General features: G+C 49.3%; 23 protein-coding genes. 13 read left to right on the plus strand and 10 right to left on the minus strand.

The features are described 5' to 3' along the window. Positions 1-111 precede the first annotated feature (111 nt). A complete protein-coding gene (locus tag Q4526_RS12070; RefSeq protein ID WP_215977341.1) occupies positions 112-990 on the plus strand; it encodes a LysR family transcriptional regulator in 879 nt (292 codons plus the stop codon). A 115-nt stretch (positions 991-1,105) separates the two neighbouring features. Further along, on the plus strand, positions 1,106-3,109 hold the full coding sequence (gene uvrB, locus Q4526_RS12075) for an excinuclease ABC subunit UvrB (protein WP_215977342.1): 2,004 nt from the start codon (positions 1,106-1,108) through the stop codon (positions 3,107-3,109). 6 nt (positions 3,110-3,115) lie between these two features. On the opposite strand, the gene Q4526_RS12080 is transcribed toward uvrB, so the two are convergent. The 5 genes from Q4526_RS12080 to Q4526_RS12100 all read right to left on the minus strand — a co-directional run bounded on the left by Q4526_RS12080 (position 3,116) and on the right by Q4526_RS12100 (position 10,593). Further along, positions 3,116-5,788, minus strand: coding sequence for a bifunctional serine/threonine-protein kinase/formylglycine-generating enzyme family protein (locus tag Q4526_RS12080; RefSeq protein ID WP_215977343.1), 2,673 nt, complete (start codon positions 5,786-5,788; stop codon positions 3,116-3,118). A gap of 8 nt (positions 5,789-5,796) precedes the next feature. After that, complete coding sequence (locus Q4526_RS12085; RefSeq protein ID WP_215977344.1) at positions 5,797-6,633, minus strand: PP2C family serine/threonine-protein phosphatase; 837 nt, start codon at positions 6,631-6,633, stop codon at positions 5,797-5,799. Between the two features lie 151 nt (positions 6,634-6,784). Next, positions 6,785-9,703, minus strand: a complete 2,919-nt coding sequence (locus Q4526_RS12090; RefSeq protein WP_215977345.1) for an insulinase family protein — start codon at positions 9,701-9,703, stop codon at positions 6,785-6,787. Positions 9,704-9,724: 21 nt separating this feature from the next. Beyond that, entirely contained in the window at positions 9,725-10,306 is a 582-nt protein-coding gene (locus Q4526_RS12095; RefSeq protein ID WP_215977346.1) for a tRNA-uridine aminocarboxypropyltransferase, read from the minus strand. After that, complete coding sequence (locus Q4526_RS12100; protein WP_303609643.1) at positions 10,306-10,593, minus strand: GIY-YIG nuclease family protein; 288 nt, start codon at positions 10,591-10,593, stop codon at positions 10,306-10,308. Before Q4526_RS12100 ends, Q4526_RS12095 begins: the two co-directional genes overlap by 1 nt. Before the next feature lie 45 nt (positions 10,594-10,638). Here Q4526_RS12100 and Q4526_RS12105 point away from each other — a divergent pair, with 45 nt between their 5' ends. Then, the gene (locus tag Q4526_RS12105; RefSeq protein ID WP_215977348.1) at positions 10,639-11,445 is read left to right on the plus strand and encodes a methyltransferase domain-containing protein; all 807 of its coding nucleotides are present in this window, start codon (positions 10,639-10,641) and stop codon (positions 11,443-11,445) included. Here the strand turns inward: Q4526_RS12105 and Q4526_RS12110 are convergent. Together Q4526_RS12110 and Q4526_RS12115 are read right to left on the minus strand one after the other, a co-directional pair. Then, positions 11,442-11,918: a molecular chaperone DnaJ gene (locus tag Q4526_RS12110; protein ID WP_215977349.1), complete on the minus strand. Its 477-nt coding sequence runs from the start codon at positions 11,916-11,918 to the stop codon at positions 11,442-11,444. The two genes, Q4526_RS12105 and Q4526_RS12110, sit on opposite strands and share 4 nt — an antisense overlap. Before the next feature lie 164 nt (positions 11,919-12,082). Beyond that, complete coding sequence (locus Q4526_RS12115) at positions 12,083-12,472, minus strand: hypothetical protein (protein WP_215977350.1); 390 nt, start codon at positions 12,470-12,472, stop codon at positions 12,083-12,085. On the opposite strand from Q4526_RS12115, the gene Q4526_RS12120 reads away from it, so the two are divergent. From Q4526_RS12120 to Q4526_RS12165, 10 genes are all read left to right on the plus strand, one after another. After that, positions 12,432-14,066 carry a hypothetical protein gene (locus Q4526_RS12120; RefSeq protein WP_215977351.1) on the plus strand — a complete coding sequence of 545 codons (1,635 nt, stop codon included), beginning with the start codon at positions 12,432-12,434 and terminating at the stop codon, positions 14,064-14,066. The two genes, Q4526_RS12115 and Q4526_RS12120, sit on opposite strands and share 41 nt — an antisense overlap. A gap of 10 nt (positions 14,067-14,076) precedes the next feature. Continuing rightward, positions 14,077-14,622, plus strand: coding sequence for an LPS export ABC transporter periplasmic protein LptC (locus tag Q4526_RS12125; RefSeq protein ID WP_215977352.1), 546 nt, complete (start codon positions 14,077-14,079; stop codon positions 14,620-14,622). Between the two features lie 46 nt (positions 14,623-14,668). Next, positions 14,669-15,706, plus strand: coding sequence for an agmatine deiminase family protein (locus Q4526_RS12130; protein WP_215977353.1), 1,038 nt, complete (start codon positions 14,669-14,671; stop codon positions 15,704-15,706). Further along, positions 15,696-16,577 (plus strand): carbon-nitrogen hydrolase, encoded by an 882-nt coding sequence (locus Q4526_RS12135; RefSeq protein ID WP_215977354.1) that lies wholly within the window; start codon positions 15,696-15,698, stop codon positions 16,575-16,577. Before Q4526_RS12130 ends, Q4526_RS12135 begins: the two co-directional genes overlap by 11 nt. A gap of 5 nt (positions 16,578-16,582) precedes the next feature. Then, a complete protein-coding gene (locus tag Q4526_RS12140; protein WP_215977355.1) occupies positions 16,583-17,278 on the plus strand; it encodes a GGDEF domain-containing protein in 696 nt (231 codons plus the stop codon). Positions 17,279-17,287: 9 nt separating this feature from the next. Beyond that, the gene (bcp, locus tag Q4526_RS12145; protein WP_215977356.1) at positions 17,288-17,761 is read left to right on the plus strand and encodes a thioredoxin-dependent thiol peroxidase; all 474 of its coding nucleotides are present in this window, start codon (positions 17,288-17,290) and stop codon (positions 17,759-17,761) included. 365 nt (positions 17,762-18,126) lie between these two features. Further along, positions 18,127-18,564 (plus strand): AraC family transcriptional regulator, encoded by a 438-nt coding sequence (locus Q4526_RS12150; RefSeq protein ID WP_215977357.1) that lies wholly within the window; start codon positions 18,127-18,129, stop codon positions 18,562-18,564. Positions 18,565-18,703: 139 nt separating this feature from the next. Next, entirely contained in the window at positions 18,704-19,033 is a 330-nt protein-coding gene (yajC, locus tag Q4526_RS12155) for a preprotein translocase subunit YajC (RefSeq protein ID WP_215977358.1), read from the plus strand. A gap of 58 nt (positions 19,034-19,091) precedes the next feature. Further along, positions 19,092-20,084, plus strand: a complete 993-nt coding sequence (locus Q4526_RS12160; protein WP_215977359.1) for a 1-aminocyclopropane-1-carboxylate deaminase/D-cysteine desulfhydrase — start codon at positions 19,092-19,094, stop codon at positions 20,082-20,084. Positions 20,085-20,097: 13 nt separating this feature from the next. After that, complete coding sequence (locus Q4526_RS12165; RefSeq protein ID WP_215977360.1) at positions 20,098-21,432, plus strand: sodium:alanine symporter family protein; 1,335 nt, start codon at positions 20,098-20,100, stop codon at positions 21,430-21,432. 5 nt (positions 21,433-21,437) lie between these two features. Here the strand turns inward: Q4526_RS12165 and Q4526_RS12170 are convergent, their stop codons facing one another. The 3 genes from Q4526_RS12170 to tusC are packed head-to-tail and all read right to left on the minus strand — an operon-like array spanning position 21,438 to position 22,426. Further along, positions 21,438-21,758: a TusE/DsrC/DsvC family sulfur relay protein gene (locus Q4526_RS12170; protein WP_215977361.1), complete on the minus strand. Its 321-nt coding sequence runs from the start codon at positions 21,756-21,758 to the stop codon at positions 21,438-21,440. A 3-nt stretch (positions 21,759-21,761) separates the two neighbouring features. Then, positions 21,762-22,067 (minus strand): sulfurtransferase complex subunit TusB, encoded by a 306-nt coding sequence (gene tusB / locus Q4526_RS12175; protein ID WP_215977362.1) that lies wholly within the window; start codon positions 22,065-22,067, stop codon positions 21,762-21,764. Next, the gene (tusC, locus tag Q4526_RS12180; protein WP_215977363.1) at positions 22,067-22,426 is read right to left on the minus strand and encodes a sulfurtransferase complex subunit TusC; all 360 of its coding nucleotides are present in this window, start codon (positions 22,424-22,426) and stop codon (positions 22,067-22,069) included. The genes tusB and tusC overlap by 1 nt, the downstream gene beginning before the upstream one ends.

Here is a 22,426-nt window from a genome sequence, read left to right on the forward strand (position 1 = left end):
TGATGAAAAGCATAAGACTATTTAAATATCTGGCAAACAGATGATAAATAGCTTATTTTGCGGGCTTTATATCGAAAATTTCGATTGCATGAGCGAGGAGAAGGAGAGACTGTGAAAGTGACCTTAGACCAATGGCGAGCGCTAATCGCCGTTATTGAGGCCGGTGGTTACGCCAAGGCCGCCGAGGCCTTGGGCAAAAGCCAATCTACGGTTTCGTACGCGATTAACCAGCTAGAGCAAGCGCTCAATATTGCAATCTTTCAACTGGAGGGGCGCAGGGCAATAGCCACACCGGCTGGCAATGCACTGTACCAGCGCGCCAAACACTTATTGGCCGAGGCCAAGTCGTTGGAAGGGGCCGCCGAGCGCCTGGGGCAAAGAATCGAGCCCGAGGTGGGGCTAGCGGCAGACTTATTAGTTCCCAGCTGTCAGTGGTTGAAGTGTCTTGATTTGTTCTCGGAAACCTACCCCGATACTCGGGTCGATGTTCTAGAGTCGGCCCTCAGTGGTACAGAAGATGCCTTGGTACAAAAACATGTTGATTTAGCTATTACTGCCAGAGTTCCAGCTGGTTTCCTAGGGCAGAGGCTGGGGGCTGTGACCATGGTCGGTGTGGCCGCTCCGCAGCACCCTTTACATCACCTAGGGCGCCCCGTCGTACAGGAGGATTTACGTCACCAGCGCCAACTCGTTGTGCGAGACACGGGGGTACACAGGCGCTATAGCGCGGGCTGGCAAGAGGCCGAGCAACGCTGGACTTTTGCGCATTTTTCTACCTCACTGGGCGCAGTCAAGCAGGGGCTGGGCTTCGCCTGGATGCCGGAGGGGTATATTGAACGCGACCTTTTGGAGGGCAGCTTGAAGAAGTTGCCTATCGCTGAAGGTGGCGAAAGGTTACTACCGCTCTATTTAGTGTTTGCCAATCAAGATGTGGCGGGGCCTGCGACTCACGCCTTAGCGGATATTCTTCTGGCACAATTCACGGTCTAGCGCTGAGTCACCAGATTCAGGCCCATTTTAGGCGAGCAAAGTACATGCGTCGCTGAAAAAATCGTCGTTTCAGTTACAATGGCGGGTTATTGTGTATTGGATTTTGGAAATCTAGATGACGAAAGAATTTGAAGTGGTCAGCGATTACGCTCCTGCTGGTGATCAGCCCACCGCTATAGCGGGTTTGGTGGATGGCATAGATTCCGGCTTAGCTCATCAGACATTATTAGGGGTTACGGGCTCAGGTAAAACCTTTTCAATAGCTCATGTGATTGCCCAGGCGCAGCGACCTACACTGGTGATGGCGCACAATAAAACCCTGGCCGCTCAACTTTACGGTGAATTTAAAGAGTTCTTTCCCGGCAATTCGGTGGAGTACTTTGTCTCGTATTACGATTATTATCAGCCCGAAGCCTATGTGCCCTCATCGGATACCTTTATTGAAAAGGATGCTTCGGTTAATGAGCACATAGAGCAAATGCGCCTCTCGGCTACAAAAGCATTGATGGAACGTAAAGACGCGATTGTGGTGGCAACGGTTTCTGCCATTTACGGCTTGGGCGACCCCGATTCTTATCTCAAGATGATTCTACATTTGGTTCGGGGAGATCGAATCGATCAACGTAAAATCTTACGTCGATTGGCCGAGCTGCAATACACTCGCAATGACGCCGACTTTCATCGGGCCACCTACCGGGTGCGGGGTGATGTTATTGATGTTTTCCCCGCTGATTCAGAATATGAAGCTGTGCGAATTGAACTATTTGATGACGAGATCGAGCAAATCTCTATCTTCGACCCGTTAACCGGAGAAGTATTAAATAAAGTTCCGCGCATGACGATTTATCCCAAGTCACATTACGTGACGCCACGAGAAAAAATTCTGGAAGCGATCGAAGAAATCAAGGTCGAGTTGGAAGAGCGTCTAAAGCAATTGCGGGATAACGACAAGTTGGTCGAGGCACAAAGATTAGAGCAGAGGGCCCGCTACGATATAGAAATGATGCAAGAGCTGGGTTATTGCAATGGTATTGAAAACTACTCTCGCTATCTATCCGGCAGGGAGCCCGGTGATGCGCCGCCCACTTTATTTGATTATTTACCGGCAGAGGCACTACTGGTTATAGACGAGTCCCATGTGACCATTCCGCAAATTGGTGCCATGTATAAAGGTGATCGGTCGCGTAAAGAGACACTGGTTGAATACGGTTTTCGCTTACCCTCGGCTCTCGACAATCGGCCGATGCGCTTTGATGAGTGGGAGTCGCGCGCCCCGCAAATGATTTTTGTCTCCGCCACGCCGGGCCCTTATGAACAAGAACACGCCGGTCAAGTCGTCGAGCAAGTCGTTCGCCCAACAGGTCTGGTGGACCCAGAAATTGAAATTCGCCCGGCCACCACTCAAGTCGACGATGTGTTGTCGGAAATACACAAGCGGGTCGATGTCGATGAGCGAATTCTGATTACTGTGTTGACCAAACGCATGGCGGAAGACTTAACTGATTACCTAACGGAACAAGGTGTGCGGGTGCGTTATTTGCACTCAGATATTGACACCGTTGAACGGATAGAAATTATTCGCGATTTACGCCTGGGTGAGTTTGATGTGCTGGTGGGTATTAATCTCTTGCGTGAAGGTTTGGATATGCCCGAGGTGGCTCTGGTGGCTATTTTCGATGCTGATAAAGAAGGTTTCTTGCGTTCAGAGCGATCGCTGATTCAGACTATTGGTCGCGCCGCGCGCAATGTGAATGGCAAGGCCATTTTGTACGCCGACCGTATGACCGGCTCCATGGAGCGCGCCATCGACGAGACCGATCGTCGCCGTACCAAGCAAGTAGAGCACAATAAAGTTCACGGCATTACGCCTAAGGGTATTCGTAAAAATATTGCCGATATTCTTGAAGGCTCGCAGGTGCCTGGAGCGGGTGGGCGCATGCAACGCAAGGGCGACCGAAAAGGTGTTAAACCTGCGGTTGAGCTGCCGGCCGGCGGTGATGTTTTTAAACAAATTGAGCAGTTAGAAACGCTTATGATGAAGGCCGCAAAAGATTTAGAGTTTGAAAAGGCTGCGGCTATTCGCGACCAAATCAATACCCTAAAAGCCTCGGCCGTCTAGCGATGCTTATTTTAATTCACGAACTAAGCGGAAGCCCACATCTTCATGCAGTGTGTGTGCTGGCTGGTGACGACGCTTAAACGCGGTCACTTCATCGGCGTCATCCAGCATTGAGCCACCGCGAATAACCCGAGTTGAACAATTGTCTTGAGTGCGGGCTTGTCCGTTGCCGGCTAAACCTTCATAGCTATCTTGATAACAATCGGCGGTCCATTCTGCGACATTGCCAGCACTGTCATGGATGTTGAAATCGCTGGCTGCAAAGCTGCCGACAGGAGCGGTTTTACTTCGAAATAATCCTGTGTAATCACTGTCACAATAACGCCGGCAGTTGGCTTTTTGCGACGCATCTCGCACATTGTTGCCCCACCAAAATGCCGTATTACGACCGGTTTTGGCCACATACTCCCACTCGGCTTCACTGGGTAGGCGGTAAGTGTGCCCGGTTTGCTTGCTTAACCAGCGCGCGTACTGTGATGCCTCTTCCCAGCTGACGTTAATCACTGGGCGGTCTTTGCGGCCCCATTTATTGTCGCCGGGTAGGGCGAGAGATTGCTGTTGTGCAAAAATCTCGTATTGTGCAAAAGTCACTTCATATTTGCCGATGGCAAAAGGCTGGTTGAAGCGAATTTTTTGGTACGGTTGGGTGTCGTCATCGGGGCCGCCCAGTGTGAATTCTCCCGCTGGAATTACCACCATGGCTGGTGCTTTACCACCTGCCTTTAGTAAGTCAGAAAACTCACTGCCTGCTAGCTTGGCGGGTTTTAAAGTGATTTTGTGAGTTAAGTCTTGTGAGCTTAACTCAACCCACCGCAAGTATCTTTGATAACCAGGTGCGGTAGCTTCTACACGGTAGCGTCCGGGCTTGAGTTTCATGCCGTCGCTATATTTGGGGCGGATATTCATAATACGAACCCGAGCAGATGCGGGATCGGTAGTGACGGTCAGTGCAAAACGGGGTGGAGTTGGGTCAGATTCGACCGCTTCTGATTCACTTTCTTCGTTGGCGCTGAGTGTTTCCGTTGTTTTGTCTGTTGGCGTTTGCAATGTGTCGGTCAGCAGTTCGTCTGAAACAGATGGCGAGGTCAGTTTCGGCTCAGTAGTGTCGGTTGATTCTGACGTTGTTGCTATCGATTTATTTGTTGTGAGTGCCAAATGCTCGCTAGGTGCGATAGGCTCGGGGTTAGTTTTGTTGTCTATGGCCTTGTCTGCGCTGGCCGCTAATGCCGTTTCAACTCCGAAAACCTTCGTTTCTTCTCTAAGAGTTGTGTTTGCCTCGTTTGATGGTGTCGAGGCGGCTTGGCTTAATAATTCAGGGTATGAGCTGTCTAAGTTTACGTTATTACTGCTCAAAGCCGCTGTCTGATCACGGTTAATGCCCGACTCTTGGGCGCTATGCTCGTGCGGTGTCAGAGAGGTATCGAGTGTCGTTGGTTTAGATATTTGCAATTTGGGGCTGTCAGCTTGAACAGAAACCGTTAAAGGCTTTGTTGGAGTTTCTTTAACAGGTAGGGTTTCGGCCGACTGCAAAAACAACAATGCGAGGGCCAGTAGAAAAAGTCCGCTGGCGCCGATCAAGGTCCAGCGATAATTGACGGGTATCTGCCGCCAAGTGTTTAGCCAGCCGGTTTGCTGATACTGTTGTTGAATTCGGGTGGCGACCAATGTGTTTTGCTGAGTCAATTGATCGCTTATATTGTGAGTGGTATTTTCTGCTCGATAAAACCCTTGCTCACGATTGAAACGCAGTGATTTACATATTTGCCACAACTTGCTGCTGACTTGAATAAAGTTGGAGCGAGTTTTACGCAGAAGAACACTGAATAAGCTAGCAAATTGACGCCCTAAGCCACCACCGCTGGATAAATATTCATCGCCTTGATTACGCATCTGCAACTGCAGCATTTCAATGTCGGCGACCAGCTCGCGTCCGGTTTGATAGCGCTTTTCCGCCTCTTTATCCAGCAATTTATCCAGGATGGGCTGAAAACGAATAAATTGGGCGGGTAGGGTGGGCAGAGGCGATGCCAAGTGTTTTAAGGCAATGGTGACAGCCTCTTCCCCTTGATAGGGCACAGTGCCGGTCAGCATTTCATAAAAAACGATACCGAGGCTATAAAGGTCAGAGCGGCCATCCACCGTTTTGCCGCGAGTTTGCTCGGGACTCATGTAGTGTGGTGTGCCGACTACCGTACCGGCATGGGTGGCACGTGAACCTATAGCGAGCGCGCGGGCGACTCCAAAATCGGTAAGTACTGAGGATCCGTCGTCGCGAAAGAGTATGTTTTCGGGTTTAATATCGCGGTGAATATAGCCACGTTCGTGAGCATGGTCCAGCGCTGAGCCTATTTCTTTTAAAATTTTAAGTGCTTGCTGAGCGTTGGTTCCCTCTAGCATTTTATCGTGAATAGAGCCGCCAGGAAGGTAATCCATCGCGATATAATTGTAATTGTTGTGACGCCCTATGTCATATATTGACACAATGTGCGGGTGCGATAATTGACCAACAATATTGGCTTCACGTTGAAAGCGCTCACTATAACTCGGGTCGCTATTGAGAGCCGGCGACATGATTTTTAACGCCACAACACGGCCGACGCTCTCTTGGATCGCCAGATAAACGGTCGACATGCCGCCGTGGTTTATTTTTCTAATAAATCGGTAGCCGGGTATCTGCATGAGGCAAGTTACTTAAATGTCCAATATAGCAAGGCGAGCAGTAATAAAAATGCGGTGCCGAATATTAATTTGTCCAGTGTACGGTTGTGAGTAAAAATCGGTACCCACTGAGATAGCGCACTAAAAACACCGGGTTTTGTTGTTGGGGCTGCAATCGCCTGGACGGTAATGTTATCGCGACCACCGGCGCGTAAAGCGGCTTGTATCAATTCTCTGGTAACACTCTTAACGTCGGTGCACTGTTTAATTATTCGACTCATTTCACTGGTTTCTAATTCATCCGATAAACCGTCACTGCAAAGAATGATCCACTGATTGTCTTGCCAGGATTTGGTGAGTGTATCGACGGTCACTTCGTCGAGCTCTTGCGAGCCTAAACACTGAGTAATGATGTTTTTGTCGGGGTGTGTGTGAGCTTCGTTGGGCTCGATGGCACCGCTTTCGAGCAGCATTTGGACGTAGGAGTGATCTGTGGTGAGGGCTTCGAGGTCTTGGCCCGGGGTGTAGAGATAGGCGCGGCTGTCACCCACCCAGGCAATTTCATAATGATCGCCCCAATGTTTCATTGCGACCACGGTCGACCCCATGCCTTCGGCACCAATACCCTTGGCGGCGGCGGATAATACTGCTTTATGGGCGTTTTGAATGGCCGTTTGCAGCGAGCTGGTGGTTTGCTCTTTCAGAGTACGTCGAACTATATCACTGGCGACTTCACCGGCTTCGTGCCCACCCATGCCATCGGCAACCATCCACAGGTTTTGCTCCGGTAGGCTGAGGTAGCAGTCTTCATTATTACTGCGTTTACGTCCCGGGTTGGTCAGTGAACTCGATTCCAAACCTTGCATGTATGGCTTCCGTCCTGATGCTCCACTCAACTGGCGCGCTACACGTCAGTGCGTTGTCTCAGCTGTTTAATCGCCGAGATATATCTTTTTTATAGATTAGCATGGCTTAGAGCCCCTCGCTCGGTAATAAGGGGCAACCTTTTCAATGAGTTTACAGGGTTTTAACCTTCAGCCCTAGTTGCTCTAGTTCTCGATTGGCAGATTTTGGTGCAACAACCGCGATACTGGCATTATCGGCTTGCAAATACTGAGCTGCCACACGTTTTAAATCAGGGCCACTCACTTCAAGCACACGCTGACGAAATTGCTCGCGTTTTTCTCTTGTACGGCCAAACAGCTCGGCATGGTAGGTTTGTTTGGCCTCTCCGGCGGGAGAGCCGGGTTTATCGATACTGCTTACAACGCCCAATATTGCCTGCTCAATATCCTCAGGTTCAATTTCACTGTTTAATAGCCAGTCGATCGAGGCGTCAAAGTCGGCCAGTGTCTCTGTTAGGCGTGGGTCGCGATAAGAGAAGAAGCGAAAAGCACCACTATTACTGTCCTGGCTGGCTCCACCCCCATAGGCGCCGCCTTGTTCGCGAATTACCCGGTGTAAGTAGCCATTTCTTAATATGCCAGCCAGTACGGTTAATACCGCTGCATCGGGGTGGTCAGAGGCGACCGTGGGATAGGCTTTGGCGCAAAAATTAACCTGTGTATTGGTTACCCAACCCTCGCGAATACATTCATTGACTGGGTTAAAGGTCAAGGCTTTGGCCTCAGCTGGAGGGTTTTCCAGCCACACCTTTTGTAGGATGTCTTTGTAATCGGGTAATGGTTCGCTTTCCCCCACCACCAACAGCTGTCTTGGTGCGTTAAGCAGTCGTTGATGCAGTGCTTGTAAATTTTCGCTAAAGGCACGCAAATGTTGTTCATCGCGATTGGATTCGTCCAGTTCTATCGCGTGAGCGATGCCGGCAAGTCCACTCAGTTGATGATTCACTTTTGCCGAGGGCGACATACCAGCCGTTGCCGCAGCCATGGCTAATGCGTGACCATTGCCTGTGACAGATTGTTCTCGCCGAGCGCGAAATTGCGCCATGAGCTCTTGCAGTCTCGGCCCTTCATCAAAACGTGCTTGGATGAATGTGTCATACATTAACTGTGCACACGCATTAGCATTCTGAGCCAGCGCTTTGGCGGAGATAATTAAATAGCCATCGGTAAATTGTGTATCGGTTCCGTTTGAGCGAATACTGACACGTGCCGATATCGAGCCGACAGTTTTGGCTTGCCTTTGCTGGGCGGCAAGGTAATCCAGATCGGCGTGGCCTACCTCGGTCAAACTGATACTGTATACCGTTAATAATTGCAGTTGTTCGGCACTTAGCTCTGGCAGATGTACAATCAGTTGTTGGTACACTAAACCATTGGTACCAGCTGCATAACTGCACAGCGGATATTGACCAAGCGTCTCGTGAGTGCCAGCAATATACGCCATATGCTCTGGAATATCGTTGATCTCAACCTTGGGCAAAATAGTTTCGTCGTCTTTTTGTTGTTGACGCGCATCCAGCGCTTGCGCCTGGTCGATAATGGATTGGTAGTCGGCTTCATTAAGACTGGCTTTTATATTGGCCAAGCGTGTTTGTTCCGCTTTTTGTGCCCGAGTGTTTAATTGTGAGTCAGGTCGTAAAGTTAGGGTTACCCGGTGGGTGTTCTCTAATAGAGATTGTTGAACGAGGTTTTGAATAAAATCGGGCTGTTGGATTTTTTTGCGCAAACCTTGCAGTGCCAGTTCGAGGTCCAGTTGCGCGATTGGATCGCCGCGGTGTGTGGCGGCCGTTAACGCCATCATAATCAGTTGCAATCCATAGGGAAAACCATCGCCGCCAATTTCTCGCTGGGCGAGTTCTAATTGGTGCAGCGCCGATTCAATGTCCTCAAGGGGAACGCCTTTATCGGCGACTTCTTGTAAGGTGTCGAGAATCAGGGCCTCCACTTTACGTGTGTCGTCTTCACCGCAGCCTTCCAATCCGCAGACAAAGCTCATTTCAAACTGACTGTCTTCCAGTCCGCACAGCGGGGAGGGGGCCTGTCCGAGGTCGGTTTGCTCTAACGCACGCTGCAGTGGAGATGCGCTGTTGTCGAGCAGAATCATAGCCAGTAGATGCGATTCAAGAGCCGATTCTAAATCGGTCACCTTGCCCAGTAGCCACCCCATAACGATATGGGTCTTGTTGTTGGTGTCTTCATCTTCAGCTTCAAGAGGGTAGGCGTCTTCTACTCGAATGGGGCTGTGTAAACGTTTTTCAGGGTTTACCTGTATGGTTTTATCCAAGGCGTCAAAATGCTGTAGTGCTTTTGCTTCAAAGGCTTGTTGATGCTCTGCAGCGGGGATATCCCCATAGGTCATAAAAGTGGCATTACTGGGGTGGTAATGTTGGCGGTAAAACGCTTGCAAATCGGCGTATTCAAGATCGGGAATATGCTCTGGTTCACCGCCGCTGTTGTGGTGATACGTCGCGGTGGGGAATAAATGGCTGCAGAGTTTTTGCCACAATTGCGAAGGCACTGAGCTCATTGCGCCTTTCATTTCGTTGTATACCACCCCTTTAAAGACCAGAGGCGAATCGCTGTTACCCGACTCCTGAAAATCGAGACGGTGCCCCTCTTGGGCAAAATCGAGTGGGTCGAGGGTGGCGAAAAATACAGCGTCGAGATAGACATCCAATAGGTTGTTAAAATCTTTTTTATTTTGGCTGGCAAAGGGGTAGGCGGTCCAATCGGGGCTGGTAAAGGCATTCATAAAGGTGTTGAGTGACCGGCGAGTCATCATAAAAAAAGGATCGCGGACCGGAAAGCGCTGACTGCCGCACAACGCAGTATGCTCGAGAATGTGGGCGACACCCGTAGAGTCTTCGGGCACGGTGCGCAAAGCCACTAAAAATACGTTTTCTGAATTATCACAAGCCAGGTGGATATGCTGTGCGCCGGTAGCACTGTGAACGTACTCTTCAACGGTTAAGTTAAGAGCATCGTTGCGTTCGCGGCGAAGTAAAGTAAAGGTGCTTGGGGTATCAGTCATAGTGTTCTCTGTGGTTTGCCGTCAACGATTTGGGTCAAAATCGGCCAAATGGGTCATATATTGAGCGAATTGTTCGAGCAAAGGGCGGTATTTATCCGAATTGCTCTCTATTTGTTGTAGAGCGTAACAACTTGCTTCCAGTGTGGAAAGTTGATGTTGATCGCGCGCGCTGCGAATACGGTAAAGACTGCTATATTGCGCGGTTAATGCTAGGCGCGGCAAGCGCTGTAACGCGGGGTTGAGCTGCAGCATTTTATGACTCTTGCGCCAAGTTGCGTCCAAAACAATCAGACAGCTGGGCGGTTGAGTGTATGGGATCTGGCGGGTAGTCGAACCATTGTCGTTAGGCTCCGTCGGATACAACAAGGCGGCCCCTTGCAGCCAGGGTGAGAGGCTTTGCGGGGTAAATTGCTCACCTTGAAGCAGCGTTGCATTTGATAAGCTGCGCACTAATAGCTCGCCGGTATTTTTGGGGTGACCATGCTCCTTAGGGTGTTGTAAAAGCACAATCGGACAATAATTGTCCGTAGGTTCTATATAGGCACATAAGCAGCGCTGGGGTGGGCGCTGGCAAGCCTCGCACTGGCTGCGTTTTGCATTCATTAGGATTTGACCGTGGTAAGCAGTGTGGGGCAGGGGTGAGGTGAGCCAGCCTCGATAAGAGACAGCTTAGCCTTGCGGTTGAGTTTTTTAATGGCAGCTTCACGCTGGCTGGCCGAGGATCGACTCGGATGTGACTCCAACCAACGCAGTACACGCGGGGGGCTGCTGTGAAAAAAACGCGCGCCTTTTTTGCCTGTACAGTGTTCTGACCAGCGGCGCTCCATATCGGTGGTGATGCCGGTATAAAGTAAGCCTTTTTTGTTTTCGATGATGTATGTAAACCACATAGGGCTATAATACGACATCTTTCCCTGACAATTCAGTAAATCGCCATGCCAAAACAATTCTCTGGAGTCGATCGCAATTTTGATGATCTGGCAGAGCGCTTTGACCGCAATATATACGGTCAATTAAAAGGGAAGATTCGATTGGCGGTGTTACATCGTGACTTTGCTGATTTTTTGCCCATTGCACCTTATGTACCTCTGACGCCGGATAAGACTTGCAACATACTAGACGCCGGTGGTGGGCAGGGACAATTTTCGCTGCCTTTGGCCGCGGCGGGCCACTCTTTGACCTTGTGTGATCTTTCACAAAAGATGTTAAGCAAAGCCAAAATTAGGGCGGCGCAACTTGGGGCTGAAGGCGTTCGGTATATTCATAGCCCGATCCAGTCTCTGCCAGAAACAGTGCACTATGATGTGATTTTATGTCATGCCGTCATGGAGTGGGTTGTTGATCCCCAAGCGTTGTTACAGTGCCTGTGGCACAAAATACAGCCAGGCGGCTATGTTTCGATTATTTTTTATAATCACCACGCTTTGGTGTATAAAAATCTACTGCGCGCCAATTACAAAAAGGTGATCGCAGCCGATTACCGAGCATCTCGAGGCAGCCTTACCCCCATTAACCCCATAGAGCCTGAGCAAGTACTGGGGTGGGCCGACTCACTGGGGGCTGAATTATTGTGTCACAGTGGTATACGAGTATTTCACGATTATATTCTCGACCCGCAGAGCCGCCAGCAGGCCCCAGACCAGGTGATTGAGCTTGAGCTCAGCTATTCTCGCCGGCCACCCTTTCGCGATTTGGGTCGTTATGTCCACTTGTTGTTGCGTAAACCCATGGTTGAGGATTAAACCTCTTGCAGTAATACGTCTTTTGCTTGATTAACCCTCTGAGCGAGATAATCATTGCCGCCACGATCGGGGTGTACCTTTTGCATAAGTGCTTTATGAGCTTTTAATAACTCCGATTGGGTGAGTGTGCCTTGATTAAAGCTTTGTTTTAATCCCAGCACCTCGGCCGCCTCTGAGGGGGACATTCGACCATTGGTGGTTGCTTGAGGATTTTGGGTGCGACGTTTTAGAAAGGGTAATATTTGTACAATCAGCCCCAGGGCAACTTTGCCCAGTGGGAGGAGTGCCGCTAGCGCTGCTCCTAACCAGTGGATTCGTCCGGTCATCACCAGATAAATCAGTAGCACCATTAATACAGCAAACAGTGTTTGTAAGATTGCTCGACGCTTTTTCCCCGCCGGTTGGCTTTTCAGCCATTGATAACCGAAAAAAACCAAGGCAATAAATAATAAAACGGGTAATAGTCGAAACACGCGAGAGCTCCATAGTCAGAATAAGTCTACTTTAGCATTACTTTGGTGTGAGTTTTAGCGTAACCCCTAGTAGATATGGATGTCATATCGATTGTTTTGCGCGCAAGGCTGAATGTTGGGACGACAATCGCGATCTAGGGGTATCTTTTGGTCTATTTTGCCCGTTATGATTGCCTATATCTTATATGCTGCTCTATTTCTGACTGGGAAATCTGTATGCTCCGACTGCGAGATTCAAGGATGAATATAAAATCACTGTTAATATTGAACACTCTAGTGTTAGCTGCCTGCGGCGGCGGTAGCGATGGGGGCGCGCCCCCTGTGGGATCGACCTCGTCAAGCTCAATCCAAACCAGCTCTACGCAATTCAGCTCGTTACAGTCCAGTGTGGGGTCGTCCAGCTCAGTACAATCGAGCTCTGTACTGTCGAGCTCAGCCCGCAGTAGCAGTCTGTCGAGCGATTCTAGCGCCAGTGTATCGAGCAGCAGTGCGTTGTCATCGAGTATCAGTAGTGTGCCGGTAAGTAGTTCATCCAGCAGCAGTGTTATTGCCATCAGCAGCTCTTCGGTCAGCTCTGCTGCTAGTAGTTCAACAAGCTCCTCAGTCAGCTCTACCAGCAGTAGTGCTCAATCCAGTGCGTCGAGCAGTTCAGCCGAGGTCGATATCACCGGCACCGTGACCTACGATAGGGTGCCTGTTACGTCTACCGGTTTAGATTATGCCAACACTTATGAGCAACCAGTGCGCGCCGCTGTTGTTAATTTGGTGGACTCATCGGGCCAAATATTGGCAAATACCGAAACGAATGATGCGGGCAGCTACTCATTCACCATCGATGCCAATACCTTGGTTAAAATTCAGGTTGAGGCACGATCACAACGCACAGGTACGCCGCGTTGGCATTTACGGGTGGAAGATAACACCAATGATAATGCACTGTATGTGCTGGAAGGGGCGTTGTTTAATTCCGGCAGTTCCCATTCCAATCGCGATTTACACGCGCCGTCTGGCTGGACCGGCAACAGTTATGGTGATGTCAGGTCTGCTGCCCCATTTGCCATCCTCGATACAGTCTATGATGCCTTAACAAAACTGTTGGAATCGGATGCTAATTTACAGTTACCCGTCTCGCGCTTGCGTTGGTCGCCTCTGAATAAAACTGCCAATGGTGCATTAACCAGTGGCGACATCGGCACCAGTTTTTACTCCAATTCGGTTATTTATATTCTTGGTGACGAAGATAATGATACCGATGAGTACGATCAGCATGTGGTGGCCCACGAGTGGGCGCACTATTTAGAAGATAAGCTTGCCAATCGGCAAGATTCGGTCGGCGGTTCTCACAGTGGCAGTGATAAGTTAGATATGCGAGTAGCTTTCTCTGAAGGGTTCGGTAATGCCATTGCTGGGCATGTATTGGCAGATGCCCTCTATCTGGATACTTATTCTGCTCAGCAAGGGTTTGCCGGTGGCTTTGATATTGCAGCGGGGTCTTACTCAGACAGCGGTTGGTTTAACGAATCTTCCATTCAAAGTATTCTCTATCGATTCTCACAAACGACTGGCGGGTTTGACGCGGTTGTTGATGTGTTAAGTTCCCCGCACTACCGCGATAGTGAGGCGCATTTAAGTATTTTTACCTTTGCCGATGTGTTGTCCAACGTTGAACCGACTAAATTATCGAGTTTTGAAAGTTTTTATAATGCCGAAACCATTCATTCGACGGATGCCTTTGCGCTGGGTGAAACCAATGATGGTGGCACCCCTAATGCGTTGCCAATTTATAAAACTCTACCCACCGATGGCTCAATCACTAATGTATGTAGTACCCAAATTAACGGTACATCGCAAGGCTCTAATAAATTGGGTTCCTGGGTGTATTTCACAATTCAACCGACGGTGACCGGAACCTACCGGTTGGATATAAATAAGACCAGTCCCGCGGCCAGAGCCACCGACCCCGATTTTATTGTCGCCCTACGTGGCCAGTCGATCGCTGAGGGATATTCGGCCGAGGTTGATGCCGAGAGCAATAGTTTTTCTCTGGTCAATGGAAATCTTTATGTCGTATCGGTGCAAGATTGGAATGCTCATAGCGACAGTAACGAGGCATCTTGTTTTGATCTTACTTTGGCCCAGTTACCTTAAGGGATAGGTTATGAATATTGTAAGCAAAATTTGTTTATTAGTGGTGTGTGTTTGGGGTCTCTACGGTTGTGAGAGAGGGCAGTCGCCGTTAAGTCTAGACAAGAAACCGATCAGTCGCGCCTTGCCTATAATCACGGCAAAATCATTGCACTCACCAGTGGGTAAGCCCTCAATGAATGTAGCGATTAAATACTCTGAATATACAGTGCCGATGGGGGAGGTGTTTGAACTTGAGACACCACTGCTTAGCGGTTTAGATGCGGGTGAGCTTGAGGTGACTGCCACAGCCGATAATGCAGTTACTTTGTACGATGGCGTCTTTAAGCGTTTTTCTCCGGTTCGTCGAGGAGAGCTGCCCTTCACTTTAAACGTATTGGTTCAGCAGCCCGGCAAGCATTACCTGACGCTTGAGTTGACGCACCGTAAAGAGCGGGTAAAGTTTCCTCATAAGACAGTTAAACTTATTTTATGGGTTGGCGAAAAGCCTGAGCTAACGCTAAAGAAGGCATCAAGCTTATCCAAACACACCGTCTTGCCGGCGCAAGAGCGCGAGTGATCGAAGCTCGTTATGCATACTCTCCGTCCAGTGTGGGCAAAAGGCTATGACGCAATTTGAATTATTACCCGAATGGAGCCCGCAAGCGGCGGTGCTCTTGACCTGGCCTCATGCTGACACCGATTGGCAGCCCATTTTATCTGAGGCGGAGCTAGTCTATGCTCAGTTAGCCCGCGCTATATGTCAATCTGCAAAATTGATAGTGGCAGCTCCGGCCTTTTTACACGAGCACATATTCACTCAATTAGATGGGCAGGGTTTAACCGTCAACCAGTTCAAACTCTACCCTGTTAATAGCAATGATACCTGGGCCCGCGATCACGGCCCGCTCTCGGTCAGTGATGGACGCTCCTTTAAAATCATGGACTTCACATTTAACGGTTGGGGGGAGAAGTACGAGGCGGATTTGGATAATCAAATAACCGGTACGCTGGCGTCTCAGGGTGTGTTCTCAGTTCCTGTGGAGGCCAGCCCTTTTGTCTTAGAAGGTGGCGCTATCGAAGTAGATGAAACCGGCGCCCTGCTAACCACGGGGAAATGCCTATTAAATCCTAACCGCAACCCCACATACTCACGTCAAGAAATTGAGGCTGTATTGCATAAAAGCTTAGGAGCCAAAAAAATTAATTGGCTGGATTACGGCTATTTGGCCGGGGATGATACTGACAGCCATATTGATACTCTGGCGCGGTTAGGCCCTAATAATGCCTTGTTGTATGTGGCCTGCGATGATCCTACAGATGAACACTTTATCGAATTGAACCAAATGCAGGCGCAGCTGCAAACCTTCAGTAACGCCAAGGGGCAGGCTTATCGATTATTTGCCTTGCCTTGGCCCAAAGCCATATTTAACCAAGCAGGCGAGCGGCTACCCGCTACTTATGCAAACTTTTTAATTGTAAATAAGACGGTATTGGTGCCAACCTATAATGACGTGAATGATGCAAAAGCTCTGGAGGTGATCGGGCGCGCCTTCGCGGATTTTGTCATAATAGGCATTGATTGCCGTGTGTTGATTAAGCAACATGGCAGCTTACATTGCGTTACTATGCAGCTACCGGTAGGAGTGGTCGATGGTGAATAATTTAAAAGTTGGGGTTATACAGCAAACGTGCAGCGCTGACCTCAACGCCAATATGGATAAAACCCAACAAACCATTCGTGCATTGGCAAATCAGGGGGCACAGTTGATTGTGCTGCAGGAGCTGTATCGCGGGTTGTACTTTTGTCAGCAAGAAGATGTAACTCAGTTTGATCAAGCAGAGCCGATTCCTGGCCCGTCAACGGATGTATTAGGTGTGTTGGCCAAAGAGTTGGGTGTAGTCATTGTGGTCTCACTGTTTGAGAAGCGTGCGGCGGGTCTCTATCATAATACAGCCGTGGTCCTAGAGCGTAATGGAGATATCGCGGGCACTTACCGTAAAATGCATATTCCTGACGATCCTGGCTTTTACGAGAAATTTTATTTTACCCCAGGCGATAAGGGTTTTGAGCCAATTGACACATCGGTTGGGCGTTTGGGGATATTAGTGTGCTGGGACCAGTGGTTTCCCGAGGCGGCTCGACTAATGGCAATGGCGGGGGCTCAAATACTTATTTACCCAACGGCTATTGGCTGGTGTCCATCGGATGACCCCGCCGAGAAAAAACGTCAGAAAGACGCCTGGGTTACTGTGCAGCGCGCTCATGCTATTGCCAACGGCCTGCCGGTGATAAGCGTGAATAGGGTTGGACATGAAGACGACCCTGCCGGCGGTGAAGGAATAGATTTTTGGGGGAACAGCTTTGTGACAGGGCCTCAAGGCGAATTCTTAACCGAATTGGATGCGACTGAGCAAGCACAAGTGGTTAACATAGACTTGCAACGCTCAGAAGATGTGCGACGTATATGGCCATTTTTGCGCGATCGACGTATTGATGACTACCAAGACTTAACCAAACGCTATCGCGATTAACATGAATGACTGATAAAGCTGATCGTAATGAAGATTGTGTGGTGTGTGGACCCAGTTGTCCCTATCGGGATGAGGTGCTTTGTCTGCGCAAAAAAATCGACGACCTGCAAACCATTGCCCGCACCGACGCCTTAACGGGATTATTTAACTACCGGCACTTCTGTGAAACCTTAACCAATGAGATGGAACGGGTCAGGCGAAGTGGTCAGCCAATGGCACTTGTGATTGGCGATGTCGATCATTTTAAACACTTTAACGATGCTCACGGTCATGAACTCGGCAACGAGGTTCTTAAGGGCGTGGGGCGTTGCATCGATCGTACTTTGCGTAAGCTAGATGTGGCTTGTCGCTATGGCGGTGAAGAATTTGCGCTTATATTACCTGGCACCAATCTGCGTCAAGCACAAAGAGTGGCCGAGCGGGTCAGAAAATCGGTAGCCGCTGAACAAATAAGCGCCGAAGACGGTTCTGTATTAACCGTCACCATGAGCCTGGGTTGTACATTGTTTTCCACAGATTGCAGTGTAACGCCAGACCAGCTTGTGGCTGCGGCCGATAAACAATTGTACCAAGCTAAAAATCAAGGGCGTAATTGCGTTTGTGTGGAAGAGCGCAAAGTGGCGAGTAGTTCACCTGTTACGCAAGAAGAAAAGTCGGCCTTGTTTGAATTGCTAAATAACAGTGCCAACCAAGATGATTAAGGAGTTGTAATGAGCTTTCCCAAAGTGGGTAATCTAGCCCCAGCTTTCAGTTTGAAAAATCAAGCCGATGAAAAAATCAGCTTAAAAGATTTTCGGGGCAAGAAAAATGTTGTGGTCTATTTTTACCCGAAAGCATTAACCCCAGGTTGTACCACACAAGCCTGCGCTCTTCGTGATGTTAAACAAGAGCTGGATGATCGTGATGTGGTGGTGCTGGGGGTCAGTCCTGATCCTGTTGCTCGGCTACCCAAGTTTATCGATAAACACGAGTTAAACTTTGATCTACTCTCAGATGAGGATCACAAAGTTGCCGACAAATACGGTTGCTGGGGTTTGAAGAAGTTTATGGGTAAAGAATTTATGGGGTTGATCAGAACCACATTTATTGTGGGTAAAGATGGCAAGCTATTACTAGTGATGGATAAATTTAAAACCAAAACACATCATGAAGACCTGTTGACTGAGCTGGATCGTTTACTATAAGTACATGAGTGATGATTATTTTTGTCGCCTAATAACACAAAGTTATAAACGCCGCCATTAATAGTGTGATATGTCTCACAAAAGTCTGGAAAAAGCGGGGGCGATTTTATCAGAATTCACCAAATAGCCTATAATCGCAAGCTATTATTCCAAGATGGCCTTAGAACGAGCCACCAGTAGTATGCTCTGGAGCCCAATAAAACGTTTTATATGCCAAGCGGCTCTAATAATGCTCGAGCTTTGGCGAAACTAGTCTTAAAAATGCGCCATTAAGCATTGTCACTTGCCTGAAATGCCTCTATATTCATTGGAGACATTTTGATCGCAAAATGATCGAATGCTCTAATGGCACAAGGAGAGCCCCAATGATTCAGCTGCAAAGATTAGGTCCACAGATCGCAGACGAGGAAGGTTTTTCTCGCTCTGGCATCCGCTCCTTTCACGAGTATGTGGTTTTAGCGAGAATACCCCAAGTGGATGGTGTTGCAGCTCGGGTTGTCGAGGCGCTCGATAAGCGTATTGGCCATTCGCCGATGGCGATTGAGCAGATTGCCGACGACCTGAACCTATCCAAGCGCACCCTACAACGGCGGTTACAGCAACAAGATTCCAGTTTCGCACAGTTGCGTGATAGCTTAAGGTTTCACTACGCTATTAAGTATTTGATTGACGATCATATGAGCGTTGATGCGGTATCTACGGCACTGGATTTTTCCGATCGAACAAGCTTTACCAACGCATTCAAGCGCTGGACGAATTTATCTCCCAGTGTGTTTCGCAAGCTGTTTCGCGATTACGCTTAATCCTAGCGTTGTTATTACTCCAAAGCCGGGCGTGTCCCGGCTTTTTTGTAGGCGCTTAGTTGGCCTCATGTTGCCCCTAGCGTTGCCTGATATCGGCAAACAGGGTAGAGTTACGCCTTTTTAAATTGAGAGGTTTTCCATGGGTTTTCTATTCGAGTCTGCCGTTGCGCAGACACAGGCCGCTCCGCAGGGTGCCCCAATGTACATTAACCTGTTGATGTTCGGTGGTTTGTTCCTGTTTATGTACTTGCTGATTATTCGACCCCAGCGCAAGCGTCAAAAAGAGCACCAAAACTTGGTGACCAGTCTGCAAAAGGGCGATGAAGTTCTGCTTACCAGCGGTATGCTAGGCAAGGTTGTAAAAGTAGATGATAGTTATATCGTGTTGGAAACCGGCACTGTGGAGCTGAAGTTTCAAAAGGTGGCGGTGCATGCCGTTCTGCCTAAGGGCACCATCAAAAGCATCTGATCTTTAGTCCTGATCCCGATCCCCCTATAATGGTTTAAACCCTTAAGTGGAGATCGGGATGCCTTCCCCATTGCAGTTCCCAGATTCAATCCCTCTGGCCCAGTGCCCCACACCTTTGCAAGCATTACGCTATAGGCAGAAGCAAAGCCCTAATATACGTCTGTGGTGTAAACGCGATGATCTTACCGGCTCGGTGCTCAGCGGTAATAAAGTTCGAAAATTAGAGTTTATCTTGGCCGATGCCCTGCGTCAGGGCGCCGATACATTGATAACTTGTGGTGGCTTGCAGTCCAATCACTGTCGGGCTACGGCGCTGGTCGCGGCCCAATACGGACTTCGTTGTCGACTTATTTTACGAGGTGAGCAAAATTCGGCCAGCTCCGATGGTAACTTGCTGCTCAGTGAGCTGGCTGGTGCCGAGATCGAAATTTACTCCCCCCGTGAATACCATGCCAATTTACCGCAGTTATTTCTCCGTGCTGAACAGGTGGTCAAAGCGCGTGGCAGCCAGCCTTATTCAATTCCTACGGGTGCGAGCAATGACGTGGGCTTATGGGGTTACGTGGCCTGTGCGCGCGAATTAGCCCTGGATTTCGAACGACACAACATACACAGCCCGTTGGTCGTGTGCGCAGCCGGCTCAGGGGGCACATTGGCGGGGCTGTCCGCAGGGTTGAATCATTTCAGTCCTGGTGCTCAGGTGTTAGGTGTGGCCGTTTGCGATAGTGCCGAGTATTTCGCAAAGCGAGTCAAGGCTGACATTCAGGCCGCTCAAGCGCGTTTTGTCGATAGCGGTCTGTCGCTGCCACATCCACCGATGATCGTCGATGACTATATTGGCCCAGGTTATGCTATAGGTTATCCCGAAGTGTTTTCGGTAATCCGAGATCTGGCTCGCTCTGATGGTTTGGTTTTGGATCCGGTTTATACTGGCAAGGCCTTTTATGGCATGTTGGAGGAGCTCGCTCAGGGGCGTCATCAACAGCGTGAGATAGTGTTTATTCATACCGGCGGGGTTTTCGGCCTGTTTCCGTACAAAAACGAATTATAACGGCGAATATAAAATGGAAGATCTATTCATTGTAGTAAGAGATTTTATTTGGGGGCCGTGGTTTCTACTCTGGCTATTGCCACTGGCCGGTGCCTTTTTGATGGTTCGCCTAGCTGCTTTCCCCATTGTGAATGCTGCGGCAGCTTTTCGCACTCTTTGGCGCGGCAGAAAAAGTAGTGGGCCGGGAGAGGTAACCTCTTTCAACGCTCTTATGACGGCACTGTCTGCCACGATTGGCACGGGCAATATTGTCGGTGTTGCGACTGCTATTGGTATTGGTGGCCCAGGCGCGCTTTTTTGGATGTGGTGCACGGCACTGCTGGGGATGGCGACCAAATACGCTGAGGCGGTTTGTGCCGTACATTATCGCGATTGCGATATTAATGGCCACAACGTGGGTGGCCCTATGTACTACATTAAAAACGGGCTTGGGAAAAAATGGGCTTGGCTGGGCACTGCGTTCGCTTTTTTTGGCTGTATGGCGGGGTTTGGAATAGGTAATACGGTGCAAGCTCACTCTGTGGCTGACGCGCTTTATGGCAATTGGCACATTCCTAAAGTGGCGACGGCTTTGGCGTTGATGGTGCTCGTGTTTGTCGTGCTTATTGGGGGCGTTAAGCGTATTGCGGAACTGGCTGGTAAGTTGGTGCCTGCAATGGGGTTGCTTTATGTTTTTTGTGGCATAGCTGTACTGATTACTGTGGCTGATCGAGTACCAGATGCCTTTGCGCTTATTATTAATAGTGCGTTTAATGGTACCGCGGCCGCAGGCGGTTTTGCGGGCGCAGGCATTGCGTTGGCGATTCAGTTCGGTGTGGCACGCGGGGTTTTCTCCAATGAGGCAGGGCTGGGTAGTGCACCTATTGCCCATGCTGCAGCGCAAACCAAAAGCCCAGTTGAGCAGGGGGTGATCGCGATGCTGGGCACCTTTATCGATACAATTGTCGTCTGTACGATTACAGGTTTGGTTATTGTGGCGACAGGTGTCTGGAGTGGTGTGGCGAAAGGCTCGCAAATGTCGCAGGCCGCCTTTGCAGTAGGTATACCCTATGGTGAGGTGGTCATTACTTTAGCCATTGTTTTGTTTGCATTTACCACCTTGCTGGGCTGGAGTTACTACGGAGAACGTTGTGCCCAGTTCTTATTTGGCCCTCGGGTCATTGTGCCTTTTCGTGTGGTTTGGGTGTTGGCGATTTATTTTGGCGCAACAGCGAAATTACATTTTATTTGGATTGTGGCTGATGTGCTTAATGGTCTAATGGCCATCCCCAATTTAATTGCGTTGGTTTTACTGTCTGGTATCGTGGTCAAATTAACCAAAGAGTATCGCCGTGAAAAGCAACACTGATCTGTCTAAAAGCAATTGGCGGGCCTGGGTAGGCCCGCAATTTTAGCGATAATCAGGGCCGGGTGTGGTGGAAACAGAGACAGTAAATATAGGCTGCGGCCTTTTTCTGGCCCCAGCTTTTGCTGGATGTAGCGCACCAATGCTCGACTAGCCGGGGCTAAATCAAACTCTTGGTAAAAGGCCTGTACCGTGTCAATTACCTCCCAGTGGGCCTGGGTAAGCTCAATGTTTTCATTGCGCGCTAATTGCTCGCCTATGTCCCGGCTCCAGCTCGACAACTGCAAAAGATAGCCGTCTTTATCAAGGGGGGGGAGGTCGCAAGACATTGCTTAATACCAGCTCTGGATGCACTGGTGTGTGCAGGAGAGCTTTACAAAGCCTGGGTAATCAACGAGCTCCACTCCCTGCAGAAAAGTATGTAAGCCTCGAGCGCTGGCATCGTTTTCCAGTACATACACGTTGATACCATCTTCCATTAAACGCGTTAGCGGCTCACGGCAGGGAGAGCTTTCGCACCCCCCGTAGGTCCCATCTTCTATCAATAAAATACTATCCTCACCACTACAAAGCTGTAAGCAAGAAGTAAGTGAGTTGTTCTCAAATGGAGATTTATTGACGGTATGCAGTGTGCTCATTAAAAACTCAATAGCTGATCATGCTGTTGTATCAGGGTGCGAACTTCATTGTTGGTTACTAATTGTACGGCATCTAGGTGTAAGGAGTCACGTGTTAGGCCGCGCTGAGTTAAGGAGGGAGTGTGAATATAAACTTGCTTCACGCCGAAAAGTGGCAGCGCTGCCATTTTTTTACCGATGCCTGTGCGCCCTAGTAACGATGCCTGTTGGTTCTTGATGGCCTGCCACACGCCTTCATTCATAAGCAGTAAGGAAACCTCTTGATCAAAGGCACCGGCGGCTAACACCGCGTCTAATGCGTCACAGGCACTGCTGGTCTGATAAGGTGAGTGGCGGCTGATGCAGAGAATACGGCTCAT

It is taken from the genome of Gilvimarinus sp. 2_MG-2023 (assembly GCF_030547685.1).
Taxonomy (GTDB): domain Bacteria; phylum Pseudomonadota; class Gammaproteobacteria; order Pseudomonadales; family Cellvibrionaceae; genus Gilvimarinus.

Coding starts and splice junctions, on each gene's coding strand:
- Q4526_RS12130 (WP_215977353.1), top strand. CDS start 14,669: ATGACGCAATTTGAATTATTACCCGAATGGAGCCCGCAAGCGGCGGTG.
- Q4526_RS12095 (WP_215977346.1), bottom strand. CDS start 10,306: ATGAATGCAAAACGCAGCCAGTGCGAGGCTTGCCAGCGCCCACCCCAG.
- Q4526_RS12100 (WP_303609643.1), bottom strand. CDS start 10,593: ATGTGGTTTACATACATCATCGAAAACAAAAAAGGCTTACTTTATACC.
- Q4526_RS12150 (WP_215977357.1), top strand. CDS start 18,127: ATGATTCAGCTGCAAAGATTAGGTCCACAGATCGCAGACGAGGAAGGT.
- Q4526_RS12125 (WP_215977352.1), top strand. CDS start 14,077: ATGAATATTGTAAGCAAAATTTGTTTATTAGTGGTGTGTGTTTGGGGT.
- Q4526_RS12160 (WP_215977359.1), top strand. CDS start 19,092: ATGCCTTCCCCATTGCAGTTCCCAGATTCAATCCCTCTGGCCCAGTGC.
- Q4526_RS12140 (WP_215977355.1), top strand. CDS start 16,583: ATGACTGATAAAGCTGATCGTAATGAAGATTGTGTGGTGTGTGGACCC.
- Q4526_RS12115 (WP_215977350.1), bottom strand. CDS start 12,472: ATGGCAATAACACTGCTGCTGGATGAACTACTTACCGGCACACTACTG.
- Q4526_RS12085 (WP_215977344.1), bottom strand. CDS start 6,633: ATGCAAGGTTTGGAATCGAGTTCACTGACCAACCCGGGACGTAAACGC.
- bcp (WP_215977356.1), top strand. CDS start 17,288: ATGAGCTTTCCCAAAGTGGGTAATCTAGCCCCAGCTTTCAGTTTGAAA.
- Q4526_RS12080 (WP_215977343.1), bottom strand. CDS start 5,788: ATGCAGATACCCGGCTACCGATTTATTAGAAAAATAAACCACGGCGGC.
- yajC (WP_215977358.1), top strand. CDS start 18,704: ATGGGTTTTCTATTCGAGTCTGCCGTTGCGCAGACACAGGCCGCTCCG.
- uvrB (WP_215977342.1), top strand. CDS start 1,106: ATGACGAAAGAATTTGAAGTGGTCAGCGATTACGCTCCTGCTGGTGAT.
- Q4526_RS12090 (WP_215977345.1), bottom strand. CDS start 9,703: ATGACTGATACCCCAAGCACCTTTACTTTACTTCGCCGCGAACGCAAC.
- tusC (WP_215977363.1), bottom strand. CDS start 22,426: ATGAGCCGTATTCTCTGCATCAGCCGCCACTCACCTTATCAGACCAGC.
- Q4526_RS12165 (WP_215977360.1), top strand. CDS start 20,098: ATGGAAGATCTATTCATTGTAGTAAGAGATTTTATTTGGGGGCCGTGG.
- tusB (WP_215977362.1), bottom strand. CDS start 22,067: ATGAGCACACTGCATACCGTCAATAAATCTCCATTTGAGAACAACTCA.
- Q4526_RS12170 (WP_215977361.1), bottom strand. CDS start 21,758: ATGTCTTGCGACCTCCCCCCCCTTGATAAAGACGGCTATCTTTTGCAG.
- Q4526_RS12105 (WP_215977348.1), top strand. CDS start 10,639: ATGCCAAAACAATTCTCTGGAGTCGATCGCAATTTTGATGATCTGGCA.
- Q4526_RS12135 (WP_215977354.1), top strand. CDS start 15,696: ATGGTGAATAATTTAAAAGTTGGGGTTATACAGCAAACGTGCAGCGCT.